At 67.2% G+C, this 24,776-nt stretch carries 26 protein-coding genes; 12 read left to right on the plus strand and 14 right to left on the minus strand.

Annotation, left to right across the window (positions count from 1 at the left end; translation table 11 throughout):
* The first annotated feature begins 19 nt into the window (after positions 1-19).
* Positions 20-682: a GOLPH3/VPS74 family protein gene (locus EB75_RS15525; RefSeq protein ID WP_073696260.1), complete on the plus strand. Its 663-nt coding sequence runs from the start codon at positions 20-22 to the stop codon at positions 680-682.
* Here the strand turns inward: EB75_RS15525 and EB75_RS15530 are convergent.
* From EB75_RS15530 to EB75_RS29715, 3 genes are read right to left on the minus strand one after another with little or no spacing between them, the layout of a single operon-like run.
* Positions 679-1,851 carry a cystathionine gamma-synthase gene (locus EB75_RS15530; protein ID WP_073696261.1) on the minus strand — a complete coding sequence of 391 codons (1,173 nt, stop codon included), beginning with the start codon at positions 1,849-1,851 and terminating at the stop codon, positions 679-681. The genes EB75_RS15525 and EB75_RS15530 overlap by 4 nt on opposite strands.
* A 10-nt stretch (positions 1,852-1,861) precedes the next feature.
* Entirely contained in the window at positions 1,862-2,338 is a 477-nt protein-coding gene (locus tag EB75_RS15535) for a TM2 domain-containing protein (protein WP_073696262.1), read from the minus strand.
* A gap of 15 nt (positions 2,339-2,353) precedes the next feature.
* Positions 2,354-2,875 (minus strand): DUF4190 domain-containing protein, encoded by a 522-nt coding sequence (locus EB75_RS29715; RefSeq protein ID WP_073696263.1) that lies wholly within the window; start codon positions 2,873-2,875, stop codon positions 2,354-2,356.
* An 89-nt stretch (positions 2,876-2,964) separates the two neighbouring features.
* On the opposite strand from EB75_RS29715, the gene EB75_RS15545 reads away from it, so the two are divergent.
* Complete coding sequence (locus EB75_RS15545; protein WP_142239623.1) at positions 2,965-4,131, plus strand: acyl-CoA dehydrogenase family protein; 1,167 nt, start codon at positions 2,965-2,967, stop codon at positions 4,129-4,131.
* On the opposite strand, the gene EB75_RS15550 is transcribed toward EB75_RS15545, so the two are convergent.
* From EB75_RS15550 to EB75_RS15575, 6 genes are all read right to left on the minus strand, one after another.
* Entirely contained in the window at positions 4,115-4,606 is a 492-nt protein-coding gene (locus EB75_RS15550) for an RDD family protein (protein ID WP_073696264.1), read from the minus strand. The two genes, EB75_RS15545 and EB75_RS15550, sit on opposite strands and share 17 nt — an antisense overlap.
* A gap of 82 nt (positions 4,607-4,688) precedes the next feature.
* Positions 4,689-5,825 carry a YciC family protein gene (locus EB75_RS15555; RefSeq protein WP_083612303.1) on the minus strand — a complete coding sequence of 379 codons (1,137 nt, stop codon included), beginning with the start codon at positions 5,823-5,825 and terminating at the stop codon, positions 4,689-4,691.
* Between the two features lie 51 nt (positions 5,826-5,876).
* On the minus strand, positions 5,877-6,305 hold the full coding sequence (locus EB75_RS15560) for a DUF2752 domain-containing protein (protein ID WP_073696265.1): 429 nt from the start codon (positions 6,303-6,305) through the stop codon (positions 5,877-5,879).
* Positions 6,306-6,317: 12 nt separating this feature from the next.
* On the minus strand, positions 6,318-6,692 hold the full coding sequence (locus EB75_RS15565; RefSeq protein ID WP_073696266.1) for a CD225/dispanin family protein: 375 nt from the start codon (positions 6,690-6,692) through the stop codon (positions 6,318-6,320).
* Positions 6,693-6,777: 85 nt separating this feature from the next.
* Complete coding sequence (locus EB75_RS15570; protein ID WP_073696267.1) at positions 6,778-8,172, minus strand: cystathionine beta-synthase; 1,395 nt, start codon at positions 8,170-8,172, stop codon at positions 6,778-6,780.
* 42 nt (positions 8,173-8,214) lie between these two features.
* Positions 8,215-9,267 (minus strand): alpha/beta hydrolase, encoded by a 1,053-nt coding sequence (locus EB75_RS15575; protein ID WP_073696305.1) that lies wholly within the window; start codon positions 9,265-9,267, stop codon positions 8,215-8,217.
* A 206-nt stretch (positions 9,268-9,473) separates the two neighbouring features.
* On the opposite strand from EB75_RS15575, the gene EB75_RS15580 reads away from it, so the two are divergent.
* Entirely contained in the window at positions 9,474-10,442 is a 969-nt protein-coding gene (locus EB75_RS15580; protein ID WP_073696268.1) for an SGNH/GDSL hydrolase family protein, read from the plus strand.
* Positions 10,443-10,483: 41 nt separating this feature from the next.
* Complete coding sequence (locus EB75_RS15585; protein ID WP_073696269.1) at positions 10,484-11,701, plus strand: acetyl-CoA C-acetyltransferase; 1,218 nt, start codon at positions 10,484-10,486, stop codon at positions 11,699-11,701.
* A 148-nt stretch (positions 11,702-11,849) separates the two neighbouring features.
* On the opposite strand, the gene EB75_RS15590 is transcribed toward EB75_RS15585, so the two are convergent.
* The gene (locus EB75_RS15590; RefSeq protein WP_073696270.1) at positions 11,850-12,728 is read right to left on the minus strand and encodes an endonuclease domain-containing protein; all 879 of its coding nucleotides are present in this window, start codon (positions 12,726-12,728) and stop codon (positions 11,850-11,852) included.
* Between the two features lie 309 nt (positions 12,729-13,037).
* Between EB75_RS15590 and purT the strand changes: the two genes are divergently transcribed.
* Positions 13,038-14,240 carry a formate-dependent phosphoribosylglycinamide formyltransferase gene (purT, locus tag EB75_RS15595; RefSeq protein ID WP_073696271.1) on the plus strand — a complete coding sequence of 401 codons (1,203 nt, stop codon included), beginning with the start codon at positions 13,038-13,040 and terminating at the stop codon, positions 14,238-14,240.
* 57 nt (positions 14,241-14,297) lie between these two features.
* On the opposite strand, the gene EB75_RS15600 is transcribed toward purT, so the two are convergent.
* Positions 14,298-15,140 carry a Bax inhibitor-1/YccA family protein gene (locus EB75_RS15600; RefSeq protein ID WP_073696272.1) on the minus strand — a complete coding sequence of 281 codons (843 nt, stop codon included), beginning with the start codon at positions 15,138-15,140 and terminating at the stop codon, positions 14,298-14,300.
* Positions 15,141-15,301: 161 nt separating this feature from the next.
* On the opposite strand from EB75_RS15600, the gene EB75_RS15605 reads away from it, so the two are divergent.
* From EB75_RS15605 to EB75_RS15615, 3 genes are read left to right on the plus strand one after another with little or no spacing between them, the layout of a single operon-like run.
* On the plus strand, positions 15,302-16,336 hold the full coding sequence (locus tag EB75_RS15605; RefSeq protein ID WP_073696273.1) for an enoyl-CoA hydratase/isomerase family protein: 1,035 nt from the start codon (positions 15,302-15,304) through the stop codon (positions 16,334-16,336).
* A 9-nt stretch (positions 16,337-16,345) separates the two neighbouring features.
* Positions 16,346-17,119, plus strand: coding sequence for an enoyl-CoA hydratase (locus EB75_RS15610; protein WP_020099179.1), 774 nt, complete (start codon positions 16,346-16,348; stop codon positions 17,117-17,119).
* Positions 17,120-17,128: 9 nt separating this feature from the next.
* A complete protein-coding gene (locus tag EB75_RS15615; protein WP_142239624.1) occupies positions 17,129-18,880 on the plus strand; it encodes an alpha/beta hydrolase in 1,752 nt (583 codons plus the stop codon).
* Here the strand turns inward: EB75_RS15615 and EB75_RS15620 are convergent.
* Positions 18,857-19,273 (minus strand): rhodanese-like domain-containing protein, encoded by a 417-nt coding sequence (locus EB75_RS15620; protein ID WP_073696307.1) that lies wholly within the window; start codon positions 19,271-19,273, stop codon positions 18,857-18,859. The genes EB75_RS15615 and EB75_RS15620 overlap by 24 nt on opposite strands.
* Before the next feature lie 92 nt (positions 19,274-19,365).
* Positions 19,366-19,908, minus strand: coding sequence for a cysteine dioxygenase (locus tag EB75_RS15625; protein ID WP_073696274.1), 543 nt, complete (start codon positions 19,906-19,908; stop codon positions 19,366-19,368).
* 187 nt (positions 19,909-20,095) lie between these two features.
* Here EB75_RS15625 and lpqV point away from each other — a divergent pair, with 187 nt between their 5' ends.
* The 4 genes from lpqV to EB75_RS15645 all read left to right on the plus strand — a co-directional run bounded on the left by lpqV (position 20,096) and on the right by EB75_RS15645 (position 23,893).
* Complete coding sequence (lpqV, locus tag EB75_RS15630; protein ID WP_073696275.1) at positions 20,096-20,527, plus strand: lipoprotein LpqV; 432 nt, start codon at positions 20,096-20,098, stop codon at positions 20,525-20,527.
* Positions 20,528-20,689: 162 nt separating this feature from the next.
* Entirely contained in the window at positions 20,690-22,327 is a 1,638-nt protein-coding gene (locus EB75_RS15635; RefSeq protein WP_073696276.1) for an LCP family protein, read from the plus strand.
* Positions 22,328-22,667: 340 nt separating this feature from the next.
* Entirely contained in the window at positions 22,668-22,874 is a 207-nt protein-coding gene (locus EB75_RS15640; protein WP_073696277.1) for a hypothetical protein, read from the plus strand.
* A 47-nt stretch (positions 22,875-22,921) separates the two neighbouring features.
* Positions 22,922-23,893, plus strand: coding sequence for a patatin-like phospholipase family protein (locus EB75_RS15645; protein WP_073696278.1), 972 nt, complete (start codon positions 22,922-22,924; stop codon positions 23,891-23,893).
* On the opposite strand, the gene EB75_RS15650 is transcribed toward EB75_RS15645, so the two are convergent.
* On the minus strand, positions 23,890-24,741 hold the full coding sequence (locus tag EB75_RS15650) for a patatin-like phospholipase family protein (RefSeq protein ID WP_083612307.1): 852 nt from the start codon (positions 24,739-24,741) through the stop codon (positions 23,890-23,892). The two genes, EB75_RS15645 and EB75_RS15650, sit on opposite strands and share 4 nt — an antisense overlap.
* Between the last annotated feature and the right edge of the window lie 35 nt (positions 24,742-24,776).

Here is a 24,776-nt window from a genome sequence, read left to right on the forward strand (position 1 = left end):
AGCCGTCGGCTGACTTTTCATGGCTCAGATCGCCGAGGACCTGTATCTGCTTCTCCTGGACAATTCGTCCGCACAGCCAGGTCTTGATCAACCACGTCGGCACCGGGTGTTGTCCGGTGCCGTCCTGCTGGACCTGGCGTTGGCGTGCCGTATTCGGCCCGCCTCGCCAGGTGACAGCGCTCCCGACGGCCACCTGGTCGCCCTCTCCGGCGACGACGCCGTCGACCCGGTGTCGGCACCGGCACTGGAACTGCTTCGCAAGCGGCCGCGGCGGCCCGCCGCCGTGCTCTCGAAGCTACACAAACGCACCGAGGGCAGCCTCATCGACCAGCTGGAGCGAGCCGGGCAGCTGCGTCGGCAACCGTTGGGCGGCAACAGATTCCGCCCGCAGTACGCGTTGCCGCTGACGGACCGGGCGCGCGTCGGCCGGGCCCGTGCGGAGCTGCTGTCGGCATTGTTCGACCGCAGGCCGCCCTCGCCGACGACCGCGGCCATCGTGACGCTGCTGCACACCGTCGACGGGTTGGGTTCGCTGATGAGCCTCAACGACCGCGGCTGGCGCTGGGTGCACGCGCGCGCCGGCGACATCGCCAGCGGCCACTGGGTCAACGAATACGAGACCGGCGTGGCCGAGGTGAACCTCGCCGTCACGGCCGCCGCGGTGCGGGCTGCCCTGGTTTAACCCAGCGCCTGCTCCAGGTCACCGATCAGGTCGGCGATGTCTTCGATGCCGACCGACAGCCGGACCAGGTCATTCGGCACCTCGAGCTGAGACCCCGCGGTCGACGCGTGCGTCATGGCGCCCGGGTGCTCGATCAGCGACTCCACCCCGCCCAGAGACTCGGCGAGGATGAAAATCTCTGTGCGCGAGCACAATTCGCGTGCGGCCTGCTCACCGCCGCGCAACCGCACCGACACCATGCCGCCGAAGCCGCTCATCTGCTTGGCGGCCACCTCGTAGCCCGGATGGCTCGACAGTCCCGGGTACAGCACCGTCGCGACGGCCTTGTGGTCGTTGAGGAATTCGGCGACACGCAAAGCGTTTTCGCAGTGCCGCTGCATCCGCAGCGGCAGCGTCTTGAGGCCGCGGTAGGTCAGGTAGGCGTCGAACGGCCCCGGCACCGCACCGGCGCCGTTCTGCAGGAACGCGAATTTCGCGTCCAGCTCTTCGTCATTGGTCACCAACGCACCGCCGACGACGTCCGAGTGCCCGCCGATGTACTTGGTGGTCGAATGCAGCACGATGTCCGCCCCGAACGAGAGCGGCTGCTGCAGCGCCGGTGAGGCAAAGGTGTTGTCCACCAACACCTTCACGCCCGACGTTGCGGCGATCTGCACGATGCCCGCGATGTCGGCGATGGAGAGCAACGGGTTGGTCGGCGTCTCCACCCAGACCAGCCGGGTCTTCGACGTGATGGCCGCGCGTACCTCGTCGAGGTTCGACAGCTGGGCCGGCGTGTGCGTGATGCCCCACTGGGTGAAGACCTTGTCGATCAGCCGGAACGTACCGCCGTAGGCGTCGTCGGGGATGACGATGTGATCGCCCGGACGCAGCACCGCGCGCAGCGCACAGTCGGTGGCAGCCATGCCGGAACTGAATGCGCGGCCGTAGTTTCCACCCTCGACCGCGGCCAGTGCCGTCTCCAGCGCCGCCCGGGTCGGGTTGCCGGTGCGGGCGTACTCGAACCCGCCGCGCAGCCCGCCGACGCCGTCCTGCGCGAACGTCGAACTGGCGTAGATCGGGGTGTTGACGGCACCGGTCTGTGGGTCCGGCCGGAACCCGGCATGAATGGCCCGGGTCGCGGGTCCGTAGGCGCGGTAGTTGTCTGCCTGGCTGCGCTGCTCACTCACAGGCGCCAGCCTAGTCGCGCAGCTTGCGCCCCTGGGTGTCGGGAACGTTCCCCATCAGGATCATGATGCCGTCGATCAGCGGCCAGATGGCACCGATACCGCAGGTGACGACCGAGACGACGAGCTGGAGCACACCGATGGTCGTGTAGCCGAGATAAAATCGCCCGACGCCGAAGCCGCCCAACAGGATCTGCAGCAGGCCGGCCGTCACCTTGGACTTGTCCGACAACGGCAACCCCGTCAGGGGGTCACGGCCGTACGGCGCGGACGGGTCGACAGCGTATTGCGGCGCATAGCCGTAGCCCGGCTGCGGCGGATAGCCCGGTGGCGGGTATCCGGGCGGCGGGTAGCCGGGCTGCTGGAACCCGGGCTGCTGCGGGTATCCCGGGTATTCGGGCTGACCGAACTGCGGCTGGCCCGGCTGCTGCTGGCCGGAACTGTCGCCGGGTTCGTATGCATTCGACGTCGGCTCGTATGGATTCGACATTGTTTGACTCCCCGATCAGTAGCTGTTGCCGCTGCCCACGATGACCGCGATCAGGCCGAAGTAGAACAGGGCGATGAGCCCGAAGATCGCCAGACCGATGTAGCCGACGATCAAACCGGCGAGGGCCATGCCCTCACCCTCCTCACCGCTCTGCTTGATCTGTGACTTGGCGAGGTGTCCGAAGATCACGCCGAGAATCGAGGTGCCGGCGCAGGTCACCAGGCCCAGTAGCGAGCAGACCAACGACGCAATGGCCAGCCCGTTGGTCTTCGGCACGGGCGCGTAACCCATCGGCATCATGCCGGGCATGGGTGGCATGCCCGGATAGCCCTGGGCCACAGGAGGATACGGCGCGACCGGCGGCGGGTAACCCGGGGCCGGGTACCCGGTAGCCGGCGGCGGGGGCGGCGGAAATGCCTCGGGCGCAGGCGTCGACGGGTAGAGCTCCGCGCCATAGGCCGGCAGCGGCGGCATGCCGTACGCCGGCGTCGACGCCTCCTGCGCTCCCGCGCCCTGGTTCTGGTCGTGCTCAGTCATCGTCCACCCCGTCTATCCGAGCTCTGAGCGACCAGCGTAGCCGGGGCCCGCCCTCGCGTTTCGCCGAACTCCCGGTGTAGAACTGCACCATGACAGCCTCGATCGACAACCTGCTCGGCACGGACGATCTGCTGAGCGCCGAGGACATCGAACTGCGCACCATGGTGCGCCAGTTCGGCGAACAGCGGCTGCGCCCGTTCATCGCCGAGTGGTTCGAAAACGGTTCGGTTCCGGTGCGTGAGATCGCCACTGAGGTCGGCAAGCTGGGCCTGCTCGGCATGCACCTGACGGGGTACGGCTGCAGCGGTTCGAGCGCCACCGCATACGGGCTGGTGTGCCAGGAACTGGAGGCCGTCGACAGCGGCATCCGGTCACTGGTTTCGGTGCAGGGTTCGCTCGCGATGTTCGCGATCCATCATTGGGGCAGCGAGGAACAACGCGAGCAGTGGCTGCCCGGGATGGCCGCGGGTGACCTGATCGGCTGTTTCGGTCTCACCGAACCGGACTTCGGCTCCAACCCCGGTGGCATGCGCACCACCGCGCGCCGTGACGGTGACGATTGGGTGCTGAACGGCTCGAAGATGTGGATCACCAACGCCTCCGTCGCCGACGTCGCGGTGGTGTGGGCGCGCGCCGAGGAAGGCGTGCTGGGATTCGCGGTGCCCACGGACACACCGGGATTCAGCGCCCGGGAGATGACCCGCAAGATGTCGCTACGGGCCTCGGTCACCTCGGAGTTCAGCCTCGACGACGTGCGGCTGCCCGAGTCCGCGCGGCTGCCCGGTGCCCGCGGCCTGTCCGGCCCGCTGAGCTGCCTGTCGGAGGCGCGGTTCGGCATCGTGTTCGGCGCGGTGGGCGCGGCCCGCGACTGTCTGCAGGCGACGCTGGACTACGTCGGCACGCGCATGGTGTTCGACAAGACGCTCGCGGAATACCAGCTGACGCAGGCCAAGATCGCGGACATGGCCGTCGAACTCGGCAAAGCGCAACTGCTCGCCCTGCAGCTCGGCCGGCTCAAAGACGCCGGGAAAATCCGGCCCGAGCAGGTCAGCGTCGGCAAGCTCAACAACGTCCGCGAGGCCATCAAGATCGCGCGGCAATGCCGAACCCTGTTGGGCGCCAACGGCATCACCCTGGAGTACCCGGTAATCCGGCACGCCAACAACCTGGAGTCGGTGCTGACCTACGAGGGCACGTCCGAGGTGCACCAACTGGTGATCGCGCAGGCTTTGACGGGAGTCAGCGCGTTCCGCTGACTCCGCGTTCCCGCCGCACGCAGACGGTGGACATCAGCTTGTCCGCCAAGGTCTGCCGCTTGGCATCCCAGAGCGGGAACAGGTAGCCGACGAACATCGGGGCGGCATCGACCAGATGGGTCACCTGCCGCACCACCGACCGGACGAATCCGATGGGCTCCCCGGTCTTTTCTGCGACCACCCGGACGCACAACAGCCGCTTGCCGAGGCTCGAACCCGTAGTGCCCTGCAGATAGCCGTGATTCCACAGCATGAACAGCGTCGCGACCACGAGGCAGGCCACCCAGACCACGACGCCGGCCACCGAATTTCCGGTGGCGCAGTACGGACCGATGCTGTAGTCCGCTTGCTCGGCAAGGCATTTCGTCTCGCGCTGCGACCACTCGAACAGGGCGCCGCCGACCACGGCGAACACGGGCGGGACCCGGTCGATCAGACTGGCCGCCACGCGGGTCCACCAGGGTGCGTAGTTCACGTCGTCCTGTCACGTTCGATGCTGCCGTAAAACCGTTTGGGGGACGCGACCGACGGCCACGTCCCCCAATCAGGCTACGACGCTACGGCGTCAGCGGGGCGACCTGACCACCGCTGAGGCGACGGTAGGTGTACACCAGCATCAGCGAGGCAACCGGAGCCGAGACCAGAACACCCACACCACAGGCGAGCACGCCTGCCGCGGCGATGAGCCCGGCCACCAGCCAGACCAGGATGACCTGTCCGACATTGGCTTTCACGATCTCGATGCTGGCCTTCAGCGCGTCGATCGGTGGCAGATTGCGGTCGATGAGAGCCGCGTGCGAGAACATCGCGAACAATGCGACGATCAAACCGGGGATCACGCACAACACGTAGCCGATACCCACGAGCACGCCGACGATGAGCGTCAGCAGGATCATCGGGCCGATGTAGCGCGGCTTGAAGAACGAGCCGATGGTGGTCGGCTGTCCGTCAGCGATGCCGAGCAGGCCGACGTACTGGGCCGACGAGATCGCCGCTCCGACAACGAGTAGCACCAGATATCCGACGACCAGGATGGCGATGCTCGCCGCCCCGAGCGAGGTGACGCTGTAGGAGTAGCTGAAGCTCGAGTCGTCCGACGAGTAGCTCGACACCGAGGTGTCGGCCAGGCCGAAGGCGCTGAACTCCACGATGCCGGCGATCACCCCGACGATGAGACCGTAGACCAGCATCGACACGATCAGCGGTGCCGGATTCTTCGTGAACTTGTTCCACGCCCATGACACCGCGTCGCCGACGCTGAACGGGGCCGGACCGCCCGGTGCACCGTACTGGTACCCGGCCGGCGGGTACGCCCCGGGAGGCGGAGGCGCGAAACCACCCTGCGGCGGCGGAGGCGGCGGGTAGGCACCGCCCGGCGGTGGCGGCGGCGGCGCATATCCACCTTGAGGCGGCGGGTAGCCACCCTGCGGAGGGGGCGGGTAACCACCCTGCGGGGGCGGTGGGAAGCCTTGCCCCGGAGGGGGCGGGTAGCCACCCTGCGGAGGCGGCGGGAAACCTTGCCCCGGAGGGGGCGGCGGCGGGTAACCGCCCGGCGGGGACTGCGGGATGTACTCCGTCGGAGCGCCTCCCGGAGGCGGCGGGGGCGGAGCCCCTCCCGGAGGCGGCTGCGGGATGTACTCCGTCGGCTTGTTGGCGTCCGGCGGCGGAGTGCCGTCCGTCGGTTGGTCCGTCATGTTTCGTCCCTCCGAGCTATGTCGATGTGGCGTTTCTAGTTACAACCTGAACTACACGTACAACGAAATGAACGGCGCTATCGGCACATTGCGAATAACAAACCAAATGCACAGTACCGTCAAAACAACCGGAGCGGCCCAGCGACGATGCTGCCAACTGGTGATTTTTCGGCCCGCCACGCGACCGTAAGTCCATGCGCCGTATGACCAGACGAGCAGGATCAACGCCACCACGGCGACCGCGTTGAAGCGGAGCGCAGCCGAAATGTCGCCGTGCATAAGGGAATACAGCATTCGCATGCTGCCGCAGCCGGGACAGTCGGTGCCCAGCAACGCCTTCGTCGGACAGACCGGAATGGGGCCACCGGGCACCGTCGGATCGCTCAACCACACTGCACAGCACGCCACGCCGGCGACGGCTGCAACGCCGAGCGGCCCAAGGAGCGGGCCAACCGCTTTGGGCCGCTGCAGGTGTTGCATTGGTCTGCCTGGTCAGCCGGAATACGACGTCGAGAACGACACCGCGCCGATGAGCATCAGCAGGACGTAGATGACGGCCACGACGGCACCGGCGATGGCACCCCACATGGCCCACTTCTTGGCGTCGTCCGCCGCGGCTTGCGCGAGGTCGGGCCGGCCCTGCTGCCACAGTCCGGAGACCTGGGTGGCCTTGACGATCGACACGATGCCGAACGGCAGGCAGCAGAAGATGGTGACGAGGATGCCCCACACCAGGTTGTTGTCGGGCGGCCCGCCGGCGCCGGGATATCCACCGGGCGGCGGGTAACCGCCTGGCGGAGGCGGCGGGAAATTGCCCGGAGGCGGCGGCGGGAAATTCCCGGGCGGCGGAGGCGGGTACTCGGTCATTGTGGCCTTTCCAAAGGTGAACAGCGAGAAGCGAGCGGTCTCGCCCTACCGGAGAAGATAAGTCAATCCCCTCCCACTTACGCGGCTATTTACGCGAGCCGCCCTGCGACAGGAACCCGAGCAGATCGTGCCGCGTCAGCACGCCGACGGGCTTGCCGTCGTCGACGACCATCACGGCGTCGACCTCGCGCAGTTCCTTGGCCGCCGCGGAGGCCAGCTCGCCGGCACCGATGAGCGGCAGCGGCGGGCTCATGTGCTGCGCCACCGCGTCGGCCAGTTTGGCCCGGCCTTCGAAAACCGCTGAGAGCAGCTCACGTTCGGACACGCTGCCCGCGACCTCGCCGGCCATCACGGGTGGCTCGGCCCCGACGACGGGCATCTGCGAGACGCCGTACTCGCGCAGGATGCCGATGGCGTCGCGCACCGTCTCCGACGGGTGGGTGTGCACCAGGTCCGGCAGGGCGCCGGACTTGCCGCGCAGCACGTCGCCGACGGTGTGCTCCTCGGGCGTGCCGTCCAACCGGGTGCGCAGGAAGCCGTACGACGACATCCACTCGTCGTTGAAAACCTTTGACAGATAACCTCTTCCACCATCCGGCAGCAGGACGACGACGACGGCGTCGGGACCTTCGCGCTCGGCGACCTTGATCGCCGCGACGGCGGCCATGCCGCACGAGCCACCGACCAGCAGCGCCTCTTCGCGCGCCAGGCGCCGGGTCATCTCGAAAGAGTCGGCATCCGACACCGCGATGATCTCGTCGGGCACGCTCGGGTCGTAGGCCGACGGCCAGAAGTCCTCACCGACGCCCTCGACCAGGTACGGCCGGCCGGTGCCGCCCGAGTACACCGAACCCTCGGGGTCGACGCCGACGACCTTGACCCGGCCGTCCGAGACCTCCTTGAGGTAGCGGCCGGTGCCGGTGATGGTGCCGCCGGTACCCACGCCCGCGACGAAATGCGTGATCTTGCCGTCGGTGTCGGCCCAGATTTCCGGGCCGGTGGTCTCGTAGTGGCTTGCCGGGCCGTTCGGGTTGGAGTACTGGTCGGGCTTCCAGGCACCGTCGATCTCGGTGACCAGGCGGTTGGAGACGCTGTAGTAGCTGTCCGGGTGGTCGGGGGCCACGGCCGTCGGGCAGACGACGACGTCGGCGCCGTACGCGCGCAGCACGTTCTGCTTGTCCTCGCTGACCTTGTCCGGGCAGACGAAGATGCACTTGTAGCCGCGCTGCTGCGCGACGATGGCGAGCCCGACACCGGTGTTACCGGAGGTCGGTTCGACGATGGTCCCGCCCGGCTTGAGCAGCCCGGCCGCCTCGGCGGCGTCGATCATCTTGACCGCGATGCGGTCCTTCGCGCTGCCGCCGGGGTTGAGGTATTCGATCTTGGCCGCCACCACCCCCGACCCCGCCGGCACAACCGAGTTCAGTTGGACCAGAGGCGTATTGCCGATGAGTTCACTTACGTGGCGGGCGATGCGCATGGGTACATGTTGTCAGGCCGCTCCCGGGTTGCGCATGCGGGATTACCAGGTTGCCTCGCGGATGTACTCGCCGATCTGCTTCAGCGAGCGGTCGGCTTCCTTGACCAGCGGGGCAGCGAGTTGGAACACGTGCATCTGGCCGGGCCACACGTGCACCTCGACCGGCACGCCGCTGGCAGCCAGCATGTGCGCGGCCTTGCGGGCATCGTTGAGGAGGACCTCGGAACCCGAGACGTGGATCAGGGTGCGCGGCAGCCCGGGCTCGATGTGGTCCAGCGGCTCGTAGACCTCTTCGGGCTTTCCGTCGACGATGTGGCGCGACGCGGCATGCTCGATGAGCTCGATCAGCGCATCGAAGGCGTGCGCGGGGAACATCGCGTCGGACTTCATGTTCGGGTGCTGGGCCCGGCTGTCGTTGTCGATCTCGAACAGCGGAGACATGGTCGCCACGGCGGCCGGCAGCTCGCCGTCCTCCTGCAGCTTCTCGGCCAGGGCCAATGACAGGTAGCCGCCGGCCGAATCCCCGGCCAGCACGATCTGATCCGGCTCGTAGCCCTTCAGGCGCAGCCAGCGGTAGGCGTCGTAACAGTCCTCGATGGCCTGGCCGATCGAGTGCTTCGGGATCATCCGGTAGTCGACGACCAGGACGGGAGCGTCGGCGTACTTCGACAGCGCGCCGACCACGCGGCCGTGGGTGTGCACACCGCAGGTCAGGAATGCCCCGCCGTGCATGTAGAGGATGACGCTGCGCCTGCCGTCGGCCGGCAGCACGCCCTTGGCTCGAACGAGGTGCGCCGTACAGTTCGGCAAACCGATGGTCGCGCGGATGGTACCCGGCTCGGGCCTCATCACCCGGGCGACGAAGTCGACCATTCCCCACGGCCAGGGGGCCTTCGGAGCGTAGCTGCCGATGGTCAGAGTTGACTTGATGGCGAGGGTCGCGGCAACCGACATCAGCCGGCCGGCGAGGCTCGGACCGTCCTCGATGACCTCTACCGGCGCGCCGTCGCTGACCGGATAGCGGCGTGGTTTCCGCCCCTTAACAGGACTTATAGCAACACTATGGGTTCTGACAACCCTGCTCGGTGCGGTCATCGCCACCACTCCTACGCCTTTGTAGTTCCGGTGCACTTCGTTATTTACGTCACTTTTCAGACAACCCGCGTAACTTAGCTTGCCACTGGTACATAGATCAACAATCAAAGTCGCCGAATTGATGCCACAGTCGATATGTTTACGTAACCGAGGCGCCCGCGGTTCATCGACCTGCGAATCTCCGCAACCGACCTAAACTGAACGTCGTGGGCATACGTGCACCGCGCCGGACGACCATCGCTCTGGCGACCGCAGCCACCATTGCCTCGACGGGCTCGGCCTACGTCGGGGCACGAAACCTTTTGAGCGGCCAGGCGGCCAAGGCGCGCCGGGTCATCCCCAAGTCCTGGGAAGTCCCGCCCCGCGCCGACGGCGTCTACAGCCCCGCCGGCGGACCCGTCGAAAAGTGGCAGCGTGGCGTGCCTTTCGACCTCCACCTGATGATCTTCGGCGACTCGACCGCCACCGGCTACGGCTGCCGCGTCGCCGACGAGGTGCCCGGCGTGCTCTTGGCCCGCGGCCTGGCGCATCAGTCCGGCAAGCGCATCCGGCTGTCGACCAAGGCCATCGTCGGGGCCACGTCCAAGGGCCTGTCCGGCCAGATCGACGCCATGTTCGTGGCCGGTCCCCCGCCGGACGCCGCCGTCATCATGATCGGCGCCAACGACATCACCGCCGTCAACGGCATCGGCCAGTCGGCCCGCCGGCTCGGCAACGCGGTGCAGCGCCTGCATGCCAGCGGCGCGGTGGTCATCGTCGGCACCTGCCCGGATTTCGGCGCCATCGCGGCCATCCCCCAGCCGCTGCGTTTCGTCGCCCGCAATCGCGGCCTGCGCCTCGCCCGCGCGCAGGCAGGACAGGTCCGGTCGTACGGCGGCGTACCGGTGCCGTTCTCGGACCTGCTGGCGCCCGATTTCCTCAAGGCACCCGAGGTGCTGTTCTCCTCGGACATGTTCCATCCGTCGGCAGCCGGATACTCCCTGGCCGCCCAGCAGCTGCTGCCCGCCCTGTGTGAAGCGTTGGGCGAGTGGACAACTGACTCGCCTCCGGCATCCGCGCTGGTCTCCCGGACCGCGGACGTGACGAGCCTGCTGGCCCGGGTGGCCGGCGTGTCACGCCTGTGGCGGCGCACGACAGGCGTACCCGCGCCGATCGTCGCTCCCGTCACGGGATAAATTCGCCAGGAAGTATTTCCTGGATCCTTAGGAGCTCCGTCATGCCCGAAGCCGTCATCGTCTCCACCGCCCGCTCCCCCATCGGCCGTGCCGTCAAGGGCTCGCTGGCCACCATGCGGCCCGACGACCTCGCCGCCCAGATGGTGCGCGCCGCGCTGGACAAGGTGCCCGCGCTCGACCCGCGCGATGTCGCCGACCTGATGATCGGCTGCGGACAGCCCGGTGGTGAGGCCGCCTACAACATCGGCCGCGCGGTGGCCGTCGAGCTCGGCTACGACTTCATGCCGGGCACCACCGTCAACCGCTACTGCTCGTCGTCGCTGCAGACCACCCGGATGGCGTTCCACGCCATCAAGGCCGGCGAGGGCGACGTGTTCATCTCGGCCGGTGTCGAGACCGTGTCGCGCTTCGGCGTCGGCGCTGCCGACGGCGCCCCGAACAGCAAGAACTCGCTGTTCGACGACGCTCAGGCCCGCACCCTCAAGCAGGCCGAGGGCGCCACCGAGTGGCACGACCCCCGCGAAGACGGCGTCCTGCCCGACGTCTACATCGCCATGGGCCAGACCGCCGAGAACGTCGTGCTGCACACCGGCATCAGCCGTGAGGACCAGGACCACTGGGGCGTCCGCTCGCAGAACAAGGCCGAGGAAGCCATCAACGCCGGCTTCTTCGAGCGCGAGATCGTCCCGGTCACCCTGCCCGACGGCACCATCGTCTCCAAGGATGACGGCCCGCGCGCCGGCACCACCTACGAGAAGATCAGCCAGCTGCAGCCGGTGTTCCGCCCGAACGGCACCATCACCGCCGGTAACGCCTGCCCGCTGAACGACGGCGCCGCGGCCCTCGTGATCATGAGCGACGAGAAGGCCAAGGCCCTCGGCCTGACCCCGCTGGCGCGCATCGTCTCGACCGGGGTGTCGGGCCTGTCGCCGGAGATCATGGGTCTGGGCCCGATCGAGGCCGTCAAGCAGGCCCTCGGCCGTGCCAACATGGCCATCGGCGACGTCGACCTCTACGAGATCAACGAGGCCTTCGCCGTGCAGGTGCTGGGCTCGGCCCGTGCCCTGGGCATGGACGAAGACCGCCTGAACGTCTCCGGTGGCGCCATCGCCCTCGGCCACCCGTTCGGCATGACCGGCGCCCGCATCACCGCGACGCTGATCAACAACCTGCAGACCCACGACAAGCAGTTCGGCATCGAGACCATGTGTGTCGGTGGTGGCCAGGGTATGGCGATGATCATCGAGCGGCTTTCGTAAGTCTCTGGAGCAGTCTCTGAAGCGGCGTCCCGCCGCCTCGCGTTGACCCTGTACTCAGGGCGCAAAAGTTCAAGTGACTTGCGGCCCAGGTACAGGGTCAACGTGTTTCTGGGGGCGTCTTGCGTTCACCCTGAACCCACGGCTCAACTCAAGTCGGCGCAGGCAGAAATACCGCAGGGTTTCGTCGATAGAGTGCCCGCGCCCAGGCCCGATTCACCCACGCGATGATCTCCGCCCGGCGATGTCCGGCGGCCACTCTGACCACCGTCCACCCGACGCCGGCGATGTACTCGCTGCGCACGATGTCGTAGCCGATCTGGCCCGCATGCTGCTCGCCGTCGTACTCGACAGCCAGCATCATGTCCTCCCATCCCATGTCGAGGAAGTACTTGGCGCGGCCATCAGGGCCGGGCACCGGGATTTGAGTCTGAGGCCGTGGAAAGCCTTCCGCGATCAGCAATTGTCGAAGCCAGGATTCTTGCGGGGATTGGGCGCCCGGGTCGTAGAGATCCAGAGCCCGATCCAATTGGCGCAAACCCCGTGCGTGCCGGTGGCGCCCCGCCACCTCGAGCACTGCGTCGACATTGAATCCGGTGGCAGCACCGAGTGCGTCAAGTCGGGCAACCGCCTCAACGAACGACCCGCGTCGCCCGAGGTCGAACGCCGTACGGTGCGGCGTCGTCACCGGCAATCCGCCGAGCAACTGGCTCTCGTCGGCGAAGAGCAGGTCATCACGGGCGATGACGTTCCTGGGCGGCCTGGTATTGGCGTGGATGAGTTCTATCGGTGCGTCATCAGGCACCCACTTCGCCCCGTGAAGGGCGGCCGCGGCATGCCCGGCAATGGTGGCCTCGCGTCCAGACCACAGCCACGCGGCCTGGCTACGCTGGTAGAGCGACGGGTCAATTCGCTTGTCCACGTAGATGTTCGGCAGTATCGCCCGGTAGTAGCGGCGCAGCTCGTAGCGGGTGAGCGATCGACCTGCGAGCGCCTCGCTGCCGATGAATGGGTCCGATTCGGTGGTCATGACGCAACCGTCTGCCGCTCCGCTGACAGAAGTGTCTCGATAGCGCCGGCACCGCCATGGTGTGTGAATCAACTCCGAACTGTGGATAACTCACGTTGAGTCTGTATCCGCGGCGCATTCGTGCGAGTAGTTCGCGCCATCAGTACAGGGTCAATGCGCCGATGGGCCACCTGCAACTTGACCCTGAAACCACGGCGCAAAAGTACGAGAAACCTACACCCTCAGTACAGGATCAACGGGCCGGCGGACCACGACAGCGCCGACCTTGCGCAACTCAATTCGGACCCGAACCCATAGACTCTGCCCCCGATGATCACCATCGGAACCCCACTGTCGCCGAACGCGACCAAGGTAATGCTGCTCGGCTCCGGCGAACTCGGTCGCGAAGTGCTGATCGCACTGCAGCGCCTGGGCGTCGAGACCATTGCCGTCGACCGCTACGAGAACGCGCCGGGACACCAGGTGGCCCACCATGCGCGCACCATCTCGATGACCGACCCCGACCAGCTCAAGGCGCTCATCGAGGCCGAGAAACCGGACCTCGTGGTGCCGGAGATCGAGGCCATCGCGACGCCGACGCTGCAGGAACTCGAGGAGGCCGGCGTGGTGCGGGTGATCCCGACCGCCCGGGCCGCCCGCCTGACCATGGACCGCGAGGGCATCCGCCGGCTGGCCGCCGAGGAGCTCGGGGTGCCGACGAGCCCGTACAAGTTCTGCGATTCCCTCGAGGAACTGCAAGCAGCCATCGACGGTGGCATCGGCTACCCCTGCGTGGTGAAGCCTGTGATGAGCAGCTCGGGCAAGGGCCAGAGCAAGCTCGACGGACCGGACGACGTCGCGAAGGCCTGGGACTACGCCATGGGCGGGGCCCGCGTGACCAACACCCGCATCATCGTCGAGGGCTTCGTCGACTTCGATTACGAGATCACGCTGTTGACCGTCCGCGCTCGTGGCGCGAACGGCGAAGTCGAGACGCAGTTCTGCGAACCGATCGGGCACCGGCAGGTCTCCGGCGACTACGTGGAGAGCTGGCAGCCGCACCCGATGTCGGCCACCGCCCTGGCCAACGCGCAGCAGATCGCGCACAAGGTCACGGAAAACCTTGGCGGGCAGGGCGTTTTCGGCGTCGAGTTGTTCGTCAAGGGCGACCAGGTGTGGTTCAGCGAAGTCAGCCCGCGGCCGCACGACACCGGTATGACGACCATGATCACGCAGTGGCAGAACGAGTTCGAACTCCACGCCCGCGCCATCCTCGGACTGCCCGTGGACACGTCGCTCAAGAGCCCTGGTGCCAGCGCGGTGATCTACGGCGGCGTCGAGGCCGAGGGCATCGTCTTCGACGGTGTCGATGAGGCTCTGCAGGTGCCGGGCACCGACATTCGGCTGTTCGGCAAGCCGGAGAGCTTCCGCACCCGCCGGATGGGCGTGGCCCTGGCCCGAGCCGAGGACGTCGACACCGCACGCCGCAACGCTGCCGAAGCTGCCGGCCGGGTCAGGCCGCGCGCGGTCTGAGCACGACGCGAAGAAGGGGCGCCCGCCGAAGCGGACGCCCCTTCTCTGTCAACGGAGCTAGTCGTTGTTGAAGTAACTCAGCAGTTGCAGGATTTCCACGTACAGCCAGACCAGGGTGACGGTCAGGCCGAGCGCGACGCCCCACGCCGCCTTCGCAGGCGCACCGGCGCGGATCATCTGGTCGGCAGCGTCGAAGTCGAGCAGGAAGCTGAACGCCGCCAGCGCGATGCAGACCAGCGAGAAGATGATCGCGATGGTGCCACCGCTGCGCAGGCCCATGCCGGCGCCACCGTTGAAGAATCCGATGATCAGGTTGCCCAGCATCAGCGCCACGACACCGAACATGCCGGCGACGATCATGCGGGTGAACTTCGGGGTGACGCGGATGGCGCCGGTCTTGTAGACGACGAGCATGCCGAAGAACACGCCGAAGGTGCCGAGGATGGCCTGTCCGATCAGGGCACCGGCGTTGACGCCCGACACCGCGAAGTTGGCCATGATGAACGAGAAGGCACCGAGGAACAGGCCCTCGAGTACGGCGTAGGTGAGCACGATCGCCGGGTTGTCCTGCTTACGGCCGAACGTGGCGATGAGCACCGTCACCAGACCGCCGATCGCGCCGATCATGGCCAGCGGCCCGGCCAGCGCCAGGTTGCCCATGATCAGGAAGTACGAAATGGCCGCACTCGCCGTGACCGCCGCCAGCGTGATGCCGGTCTTGGTGACGACGTCATCGATGGTCAGCGACCGGGCGAACCCGGCCTGCTGCGGCGGGTACTCGGTGTATGGCTGGGCCATGGTCTGCTGGGCACCAAATGCGGCGGCGCCACTACCGAATTGCGCGTAACCGCCCTGCGACTTGGGCAGGGAACGAAATACCGGGTTGCTGCTCTCGCGCACCGTCGGGTTCCTCTCCTGAAGCTGTGGTCCGTCTGCTGACGAACACCCACACAACGTACGGCTTCGGGTGTTGGTTCCCGGCGAGACGGAAAAACTGGGAACTTACTGTGAAACGGTACCTGGTCGGCGCAGGCGACGCGCAACGATCTAGATTGCTTACCGTGGCGGAAAACGAGGATATCCTAGTAAATGTCGAGAACGGCGTCGGCGTCGTCACGCTGAACCGTCCGAAGGCCATCAATTCGCTCAACTATGCGATGGTCACGGGCCTCGCGGAGGCTCTCAACGCCTGGGAGGACGACGACAGCGTGCGCGCGGTCCTACTGACCGGGGCCGGCGAGCGCGGCCTGTGCGCGGGCGGCGACGTCATCGCGCTCTATCACAGCGCGAAGGCCCAAGACGACAACGCCAGGACGTTCTGGCACGACGAATATCTGCTCAACGCCCACATCGGCCGCTACCCCAAGCCGTACGTCGCTCTGATGGACGGCATCGTGATGGGCGGCGGTGTCGGCGTCGGTGCGCACGGCAACATCCGCGTCGTCACCGAGAAGACGAAGATGGGCATGCCGGAGGTGGGCATCGGCTTCGTCCCCGACGTCGGCGGCACGTACCTGCTGTCCCGCGCGCCCGGCCTGATCGGTCTGCACGCCGCCCTCACCGGCGCCCCGTTCTCCGGCGCGGACGCCATCGCCCTCGGCTTCGCCGACCACTTCGTCCCACAGGCCGACCTGCCCGCCTTCCGCGATCTGGTCATCAGCGATGGGCCCGACGCAGCGGTCAAGAAGTACGCTGTCGAGCCGCCCGCCAGTGAGCTTCTGGCGCAACAGCATTGGATCGACGAGTGCTACGCCGCCGACACCGTCGCCGAGATCCTGGCGAACCTGCGCAGCCGCGACGATGCCGCCGCCAACGCCGCGGCCGACCTGATCGCCACCAGGTCCCCCATCGCACTGTCCGCCACGCTGGAGGCCGTGCGCCGCGCCGCGAAACTGCCGACCCTCGAGGACGTCCTCGTTCAGGAATTCCGGGTCTCGATGGCGTCGCACAAATCCCACGACTTCGTCGAGGGCATCCGCGCCCAACTCGTCGACAAGGACCGCAACCCGCAGTGGTCGCCGGCCCATCTGTCGGACGTCACCACCACCGACGTCGATACGTACTTCGTCTCCGCCGACCCCGACCTCACCTTTTAGGATTCCCTGATGACTTTCGAAACCATCCTGGTCACCCGCGACGACCGCGTCGCCACCATCACCCTGAACCGCCCCAAGGCACTCAACGCGCTCAACAGCCAGGTGATGGCCGAAGTCACCACGGCCGCAGCCGAACTCGACGCCGACCCGGGCATCGGCGCCATCATCATCACCGGCAGCGAGAAGGCCTTTGCCGCGGGCGCCGACATCAAGGAGATGGCGAGCCTGACGTTCGCCGACGTGTTCTCGCAGGATTTCTTCGCGCTGTGGAACAAGTTCGCCGCGACGCGCACCCCCACCATCGCGGCCGTCGCCGGCTACGCGCTCGGTGGTGGTTGTGAGCTGGCCATGATGTGCGACCTGCTGATCGCCGCCGACACCGCGAAATTCGGCCAGCCCGAGATCAAGCTGGGTGTGCTGCCGGGCATGGGCGGCAGCCAGCGCCTGACCCGGGCGGTGGGCAAGGCCAAGGCAATGGACCTGATCCTCACCGGCCGCAACATGGACGCCGAGGAAGCCGAGCGCTGCGGCCTGGTGTCGCGCGTCGTCCCCGCCGACAAGCTGCTCGAAGAGGCCAACGCCGTTGCCAAAACCATTGCCGGCATGTCGCTTTCGGCGTCGCGCATGGCCAAGGAAGCGGTCAACCGCGCCTTCGAGAGCACGCTCGCCGAGGGTCTGCTCTACGAGCGCCGGCTCTTCCACTCGGCTTTCGCCACCGACGACCAGACCGAGGGCATGGCGGCCTTCACCGAGAAGCGCGCGCCGAACTTCACGCATCGGTAAAGTCGAGCGGTGGCCGACACCGTTCACGACGCCGATCCTGCCGACGACGACGGCACTGCCGTCGCGGTCGCCGAGCCGTCGAGTGAAGAGTCGCTCGTGGCGAAACTGGAAGAGCCACCGTCAGATTGGTGGGTTCGCCGCTACACGTTCTTCGGGACCGCGGTCGGCCTGACCTTCATCTGGCTGTCGATGACCCCGTCGCTGCTGCCGCGCGGGCCGCTGTTCCAGGGCATCGTCAGCGGCGCCGCCGGCGCCTGCGGCTACGGCCTCGGGGTCCTGGGTGTCTGGGCTGTGCGCTACATGCGGTCGAAGGACAGCAGCCCCAAGGCCCCACGCTGGGCGTGGCTGATCCTGATCGGGCTCGGCATCATCGGCCAAATCCTCGCGATCATCTGGTTCCACGTCTGGCAGGACGAGGTTCGCGACATGATGGGCGTGCCCCGGATGAAGTTCTGGGACCACCCGTTGACCGCGGTGTATTCGATCGTCTTCCTGTTCGGCTTCGTCGAAATCGGCCAGTTGGTCCGCAAATTGGTGCGTTTCCTGATGCGCCAACTGGAGCGGGTGGCACCGCCGCGGGTGTCGGGTGTGGTGGCCGTACTGCTGGTCGTCGCCGTGTCGGTGGAAGTGTTCAACGGCGTCGTGGGCAACTATGCGATGTCGTGGATCAACAACACCTTCGCCTCGGCCAACGATGAGGACGATCCCGACAACCCGCCTCCCACATCACCTTTGCGTTCTGGCGGGCCCGGCTCACTGACCAGCTGGTCCTCGCTGGGCCGGCAGGGCCGCATCTTCGTAGCCAACGGACCGAGCGTCGAGGAACTGTCGAAGTTCAACGGCAGCAAGGCAATCGAGCCCATCCGCACCTACGCGGGCCTGCATTCGGCGGACGGTATCCGGGCCACGGCCAAGCTGGCCGCGCAGGAACTCAAACGCACCGGTGGCCTCGAGCGCGCCGTCGTCGCCGTCGCCACCACCACGGGCACCGGGTGGATCAACGAGGCCGAAGCCGCGTCGCTGGAGTACATGTACAACGGCAACACGGCGATCGTGTCGATGCAGTATTCGTTCCTGCCCAGCTGGATTTCGTTCCTCGTGGACAAGGCCAACGCCCAGGAAGCCGGGCAGGATCTCTTCGAAGAAGTCGACGCGCTGGTGCGCCAGATGCCCGAGGCCAAGCGCCCGAAGCTGGTGGTGTTCGGCGAGAGCCTCGGTTCATTCGGCGGCGAGGCCCCGTTCCAGGCACTCAACAACCTGGTGGCCCGCACCAACGGCGCGTTGTTCTCCGGCCCCACGTTCAACAACCCCATCTGGACCGAACTCACGCGCTACCGGGACGCCGGTTCCCCCGAGAAGCTGCCGATCTACGACCACGGCCGCAACGCCCGGTTCGGTTCTCGCCCTGAGGATTTGAACCGTCCGGCGGATGCGCCCTGGGACCACCCGAGGGTCGTCTACCTGCAACACGCATCCGACCCGATCGCCTGGTGGAACCCCGACCTGCTGTTCGCCCGGCCGGACTGGCTGGAAGAGCCCCGCGGCCGCGACGTCTCACCGCGGATGGAGTGGATTCCCGTCGTGACGTTCCTGCAGGTGTCGGCCGACATGGCCGTCGCGGTAGACGTGCCCGACGGGCACGGCCACGTCTACATCAAGGACGTCGCGAACGCCTGGGCCGACGTACTGCAGCCGCCGGGTTGGACCCCGGAGAAGACGGAACGGTTGCGTCCGCTGCTACACCCAAGCGCCGGCACGTAGCAGCACCGCCGCGGCCGTCCCGCCCAGCAGGCCTTCGTCCACCAGCGCCCGGTACCCGCCGATGACGTCGGTGGCCCGGTACAGCCCCAGGTCCTGCAGCGCCGCCGCGGCCAGGCTCGAGGTGTAGCCCTGCGAGCACAGGATCACCCACTCGACGTCGTCGCCGGTGGCCTGGGGCAGGCGGGCGTCGCTGGTCGGATCGCAGCGCCATTCCAGGACGTTGCGTTCGACGATCAGCGCGCCGGGGAACTCGCCCTCGATGGCGCGCTGCGCGGCGGGCCTGATGTCCACGAGGACGGCGCCGCGGTTCAGTGCAGCGGGGATTTCGGCGGCGGACAGCCGGACCAGCCGCTCCCGCGCCGCGGCCAACAGGGCGTCGACTTTGCTGGTCACATTTCCCGTCGCTTCGCTCGCCCGGGTCACATTTCCCGTCGCTTCGCTCGCCCGGGTCACATTTCCCGTCGCTTCGCTCGCCTCGGCCGCCATCATTCCCCCTCGGGCTTGTCGGTGAGTTCGGTGTAGACGCGACGCAGCTTGTGACTGTCGGTGACGTCGTAGTACGACATGGCGGTCAGCGGCGGCGAGTACGCGTGCACGCTCAGGGTGGGCTGCGACACCGTCGCCTGATCGCCGGCCCGCACCACGTCGTGGACCCACCCCAACGGGAACGCCGCCTGGTCACCGGCCTCGAGCGTGCGCCGGCGCAGCCCGCGGCCGTCCCAGCGGGTTTCCTCCAGCGCCCCGGACACCACGGTCAGGGCACCCAGGGATCCACCATGGTCGTGCAGTTCGGTGCTGCGTTCCGGTACCCAGCTGATCAGCCAGAGATCGAGCTCATCGTCGCCGTACAACCGGCGGTACCAGCGTTCGTCGAGAGGCAGGCCATCGGCGGGTAACAGCCGGTCGTAGCGGCCGCTGAGCACATCGTCTGCGCACCGGTCGGTGGCGTGCAGGAGGTCGGGTAGACGCAATCGGGTCGGCGCGACCAAGGCAGGACCGGATACAGAAAAATCTGTCAGGACGGACATGACGGAACTCCAATGCAGAAACGAACGGTGGGCTTGGCGCCCTCACAGGGCCGGGCTCAAGCCCGACAACACTGCGCGTTCTGCATGTTCTGCACTGCCATGTTTCCCATCGTGACGGCGCCCCGGCCTGCAGGGAATGGTTAACGTCAGGGTGATCCTGAATGGCAACGCATCTAGATTGGCTGTCATGCAGACCGTCATCCGGGCAACGCTGCTCACCGCCACCGCTCTGACCGTGCTCACCGGCTGCGGGCCCGACAAACAGGCCGGCCCAGCGCAGACCCCCGCCGAGCTGCCGACGCAGGCGCAGGCGCAGACGAACGAAAAGCCGGCACCCGGCGGCGTCGCCGTCTCCCCGGGCGGCGTGACGACCGCCGTGGACGCCCCGTCGGCCGCGACGGAGTCCGAGTTCGGCCAGGCGTGCCACGCCGCGAAACTGTGGATGGACGCCCAGAAGACGGACCCGGCGACGCTCGTCGAGCCCTACCTGAGCATCCTGCAACAGCCGGAAACACGTGATCCCGGTAACTTCAACACCCCGTGGACCGAGCTCACAGCAGCCCAACAGGCCGGTGTGATCATGGCCGCGACCAGCGCATCCAGGGGTGAATGCGGCTGATCGCGGCCGTTCTCTGAGGATTCGCTGAGTCTGCGGCGTTGCCCTAAAATCGGGGTGCTGCCGTCCGGTCGCTGACGACGAATCCACGCGGGCCGCGGTGATACCGAACTCCGACCGCCGGATCCGACCGGCGGTCCTCACGTACCCGCGAGGCCGAAGCAACTGACCACGTCCGATCTCCAGCGCAGCGATTCCGCCCGCCACCGTCTTCCAGCCCGGCACCGCCGGAGCCGGCTGCAAAGCCTGCTTAGCGCCCGCGTGGGCTGGGACACCGTCGGCCGCGTGGTGCTCGCGCTGGTGACGGCCGTGGCGGTGGTGACGACGGGCCTGGGCTGGTGGACGGTGCGCGGCGCGCTGCACGGCATCACGGTCAGTGACGCGCTCGGGGCGGATGCACCCAAGTCGACCGGCGGGGCCATGAACATCCTGCTGATCGGCCTGGACTCGCGTAAGGACCAGCAGGGCAACGACCTGCCGCAGGCGCTGCTCGACAAGCTGCACGCCGGGGATTCCGACAACGGCGGCTACAACACCAACACGCTGATCCTGGCGCACATCACCACCGACAACCATGTGGTCGCGTTCTCCATCCCGCGTGACGACTACGTGCGGGTCACGGGCATCCCGGGCTACGACCACATCAAGATCAAAGAGGCGTACGGCCTGACCAAGGCCAACGCCATGCAGCACCTGATGGACAAGGGCGTCACCGATCAGGCCGAATTGGAGCGCAAGAGCCGTGAGGCCGGCCGCGCGGCGACGCTGGCCGCGGTCCGCAATCTGACCGGCGCGCCCATCGACTACTTCGCCGAGGTGAACCTCGCGGGCTTCTACGACATCGCCGAGAGCCTCGGCGGCGTCGAGATCTGCCTGAATCACCCCGTGTACGACGACTACTCGGGCGCCGATTTCCCGGCCGGCCGGCAGACGCTCGACGCCTCGCAGGCCGTCGCCTTCGTGCGGCAACGTCACGGCCTGGACAACGGCGATCTGGACCGGACGCACCGCCAGCAGGCCTTCCTGATCTCGGTGATGCACCAGCTGCAGAAGGACGGCTCGTTCAGCGACCTCGGCAAGCTGAACCAGCTGATCGGTGTGGCGCAGAAGGACGTCGTGCTGTCGGCCGGATGGGGCCAGGAGCAGTTCCAGCGCATGGGCGAGATCGCCGGCGGGGCCAACGTCCAGTACCGGACCCTGCCGGTGCTGCGCTACGACAACATCGACGGCCAGGACGTCAACATCGTCGACCCGCTGGCCATCAAGACCGAGGTCGCCAAGGCCTTCGGCCTGAAGCCGCCACCCGGGGCGACGTCGACGGCCACGCCCAGCAGCACGTCGACCGAACCGTCCACCCTGGACAAGGCCGCAGACACGACGGACACGACGGGCAGCACGACCAAGAGCTCCAAGACCGCCGTCATCGACGTCATCAACGGTTCGGACGTGATGGGCCTCGGCCGGCAGATGTCGCAGATCCTGGCCGACCTCAACTACAACATGGGCCAGACCCGGAGCTCGCAGGACGGCGAGCTGAGTTCGACGGCCATCGACTTCGGCGCCGGAGCCGACGCCGAGGCCAAGCACCTGGCGGAACTGCTCGGCATCGACGCGGTCCGCGCCGACTCGTCGGTGCCGGCCGGACGCATCCACATCACCCTGGGCCCGGGCTACCAGGTGCCCGACACCCTGGACAGCGTTTCCATGGCCGCGGCCAAGTCGTCCAGCTACGACAGCACACTGCCGAAGCCGGAATCGGGGGCGCCCGTGCGGGCCGACGGCGGGATCCCCTGCGTCAACTGACGCCCTCCCGACAGGCCGAGATCGACGCCTGCGCATCCAAAGCGTTTAAGTCGACTAATCAAATTGATTGAGACTTCCAGACTCTTCGGCGAATTATTTAGATTAGCGCAGCGAATTAATTTCGACGGCGATACAGCGCCCGAAAACGGGCCGAACGCCATTTCCAGAACACAAAGCACAACTAATAAAATTGCCCGCCGACCAGGCAAAACGCCGCACGAGCACTGAGATCAGCTAACGAATCCGGCGCATTTCCCAATTACTGGTCAGTAATTGTGCTTCCACTCACAGAATGGTGCACACTGTGGGTTGTCTCACTCACAGTCGAAGGGATGAGCCCGTGGTTGCTCGTCAGCACGTACCGGTCGCTCGCGCACACAACGGCGCGGTCAACGGCCGCCGAGTGCTCCTCATGGGCACCCTGCTGCTGCTCATCGCCGTCGCAGCCGTCAGTGGCATCCTCTTCGCCATGAGCAGCGGCCAGCCGCAGGTGGCACTGATCATCGGCCTGATCTCGGCGGCATTCTTCTCCCGCTGCCGCTGCTGACCCGGCCTCGTCTCGCCCGCGTCTGATCCGCACGCCAAAATAGGGCCATGCGGGTCGCACTGGTCCTTGGCAGCGGTGGTGCCCGGGGTTACGCACACATCGGGGTCATCGACGCGCTCCGCGAGCGCGGATTCGACATCGTCGGCATCTCCGGCTCATCCATGGGTGCACTCGTCGGCGCCCTGCAAGCCGCCGGCACCCTCGACGAATTCACGACCTGGGCCAGCGCCCTCACTCAGAGCGCGGTACTGCGCCTCCTCGATCCGTCACTGACCGCGGCCGGCGTGCTCCGGGCGGAGAAGATTCTGACGGCCGTCCGCGAGATCATCGGCCCGCGGACCATCGAGAGCCTGCCCATCCCTTTCACCGCCGTCTCGACCGATCTGATCGCCGGTAAGTCGGTCTGGCTGCAGCGCGGCCCCATCGATGCAGCCATCCGGGCCTCCATCGCGATCCCGGGCGTCATCGCCCCGTACCTGTTGGACGGCCGACTACTGGCCGACGGCGGCATCCTGGACCCGCTGCCCATGGCCCCGCTCGCGGCCGTCAACGCCGATCTGACCATCGCCGTCAGCCTCAATGCCAGCGACCCCACTCCCCCGGCGGATGCGCCGAGCGCCACCGCGGAACTGATGGCCCGAATGCGGCGCAGCACGACGTCGCTCATCGACCGGGCCGCGGCGAGCACGCTGCTCGACGGACCCACCGCGCGTTCGGTGCTGAGCCGCTTCAGCAACGCGGTGGACAGCGTCGACCACGTCGCCGACCCGGGCGCCGAGGCAGACGTCGAGGACACCCCCATGCCGAGGCTCGGCGGGTTCGAGGTCATGAACCGCACCATCGAAATCTCGCAGGCCGCGCTGATGCGGCACACCCTGGCGGCCTACCCACCCGATCTACTGATCGAGGTTCCGCGCACGGTGTGCCGCAGCCTGGAGTTCTACCGCGCCGACGAGGTCATCGAGATCGGGCACGAATTAGCTTGCGCCGCACTCGATTCCCTCAAACTCGGCGACTAGGCCAGGAACGCGGCGACGTCCGCGGCCACCCGGCGCCCTTGCGCCCGGCCGGCCTGCGCCGACGGGACGCGGCAGGCCGGATCGAGCGCGTCGGCGCCGAAGGCCGCGATGGATTCGTCGTCGGCGAAGACGCCGCAGACGCGGCCCGCGAAGCTCTTGACGTCGGCACCGGGGCCAGGCCCGAATACCGACACCGAGTCCGCGACGGCCGGCACCAACACGACGGCCTCGTCACAGTCCTTGACGGCGATCATGTTGACGCTGCTGCCCATGCCGCCGTCCATGTAGCGATGACCATCGATGGTCACGACCGGCCAGGCCGCCGGCACCGCGCAGCTGGCCTCGACAGCGTCCACGAGCGATACGCCCGAATCCCGGGTGAAGACCACCAACTCACCGCTGTCGATGTCTACGCCGGTGATGCGCAGGTCGTGTGCCGGCCATTCGTGCGATGGCAGCCGGCGCTCGATGACGTTGCGCCGCACGGCGGAGCTGACGGTGTCCGCAGCCGCCGCGGCAGCCCCGAGGCGCCGTAGTTTCTCTGCTTGCGTCGCCTCCGGGACACCCATGACCGCCTCGAACAACGCGATGACGGCTTCGAGCTTGATCCCCGGGCTCATCTCCGCCGATTCCGCGGCGACCTGGCGCTCGTACAGTTCCTCGATGGTCAGCGCGCTGCCGAGTTGAGCGCTGACCGCCGAGCCGGCCGATGTGCCCAACACCACGTCCGAATTGCGCAATGCCAGGGCGATTTCGGGGGCTTCGTCGGCGATTCCCTGCAGGATGCCGGTCTCCCATGCGATGCCGGCGATGCCGCCACCTGCTAAAACGAGTGCACGCTTAGTCATTAGTCCATCTAACATGAATTGGCGTGCACGGTGGG

This window comes from Mycobacterium sp. ST-F2 (assembly GCF_001905655.1).
Lineage (GTDB): Bacteria > Actinomycetota > Actinomycetes > Mycobacteriales > Mycobacteriaceae > Mycobacterium.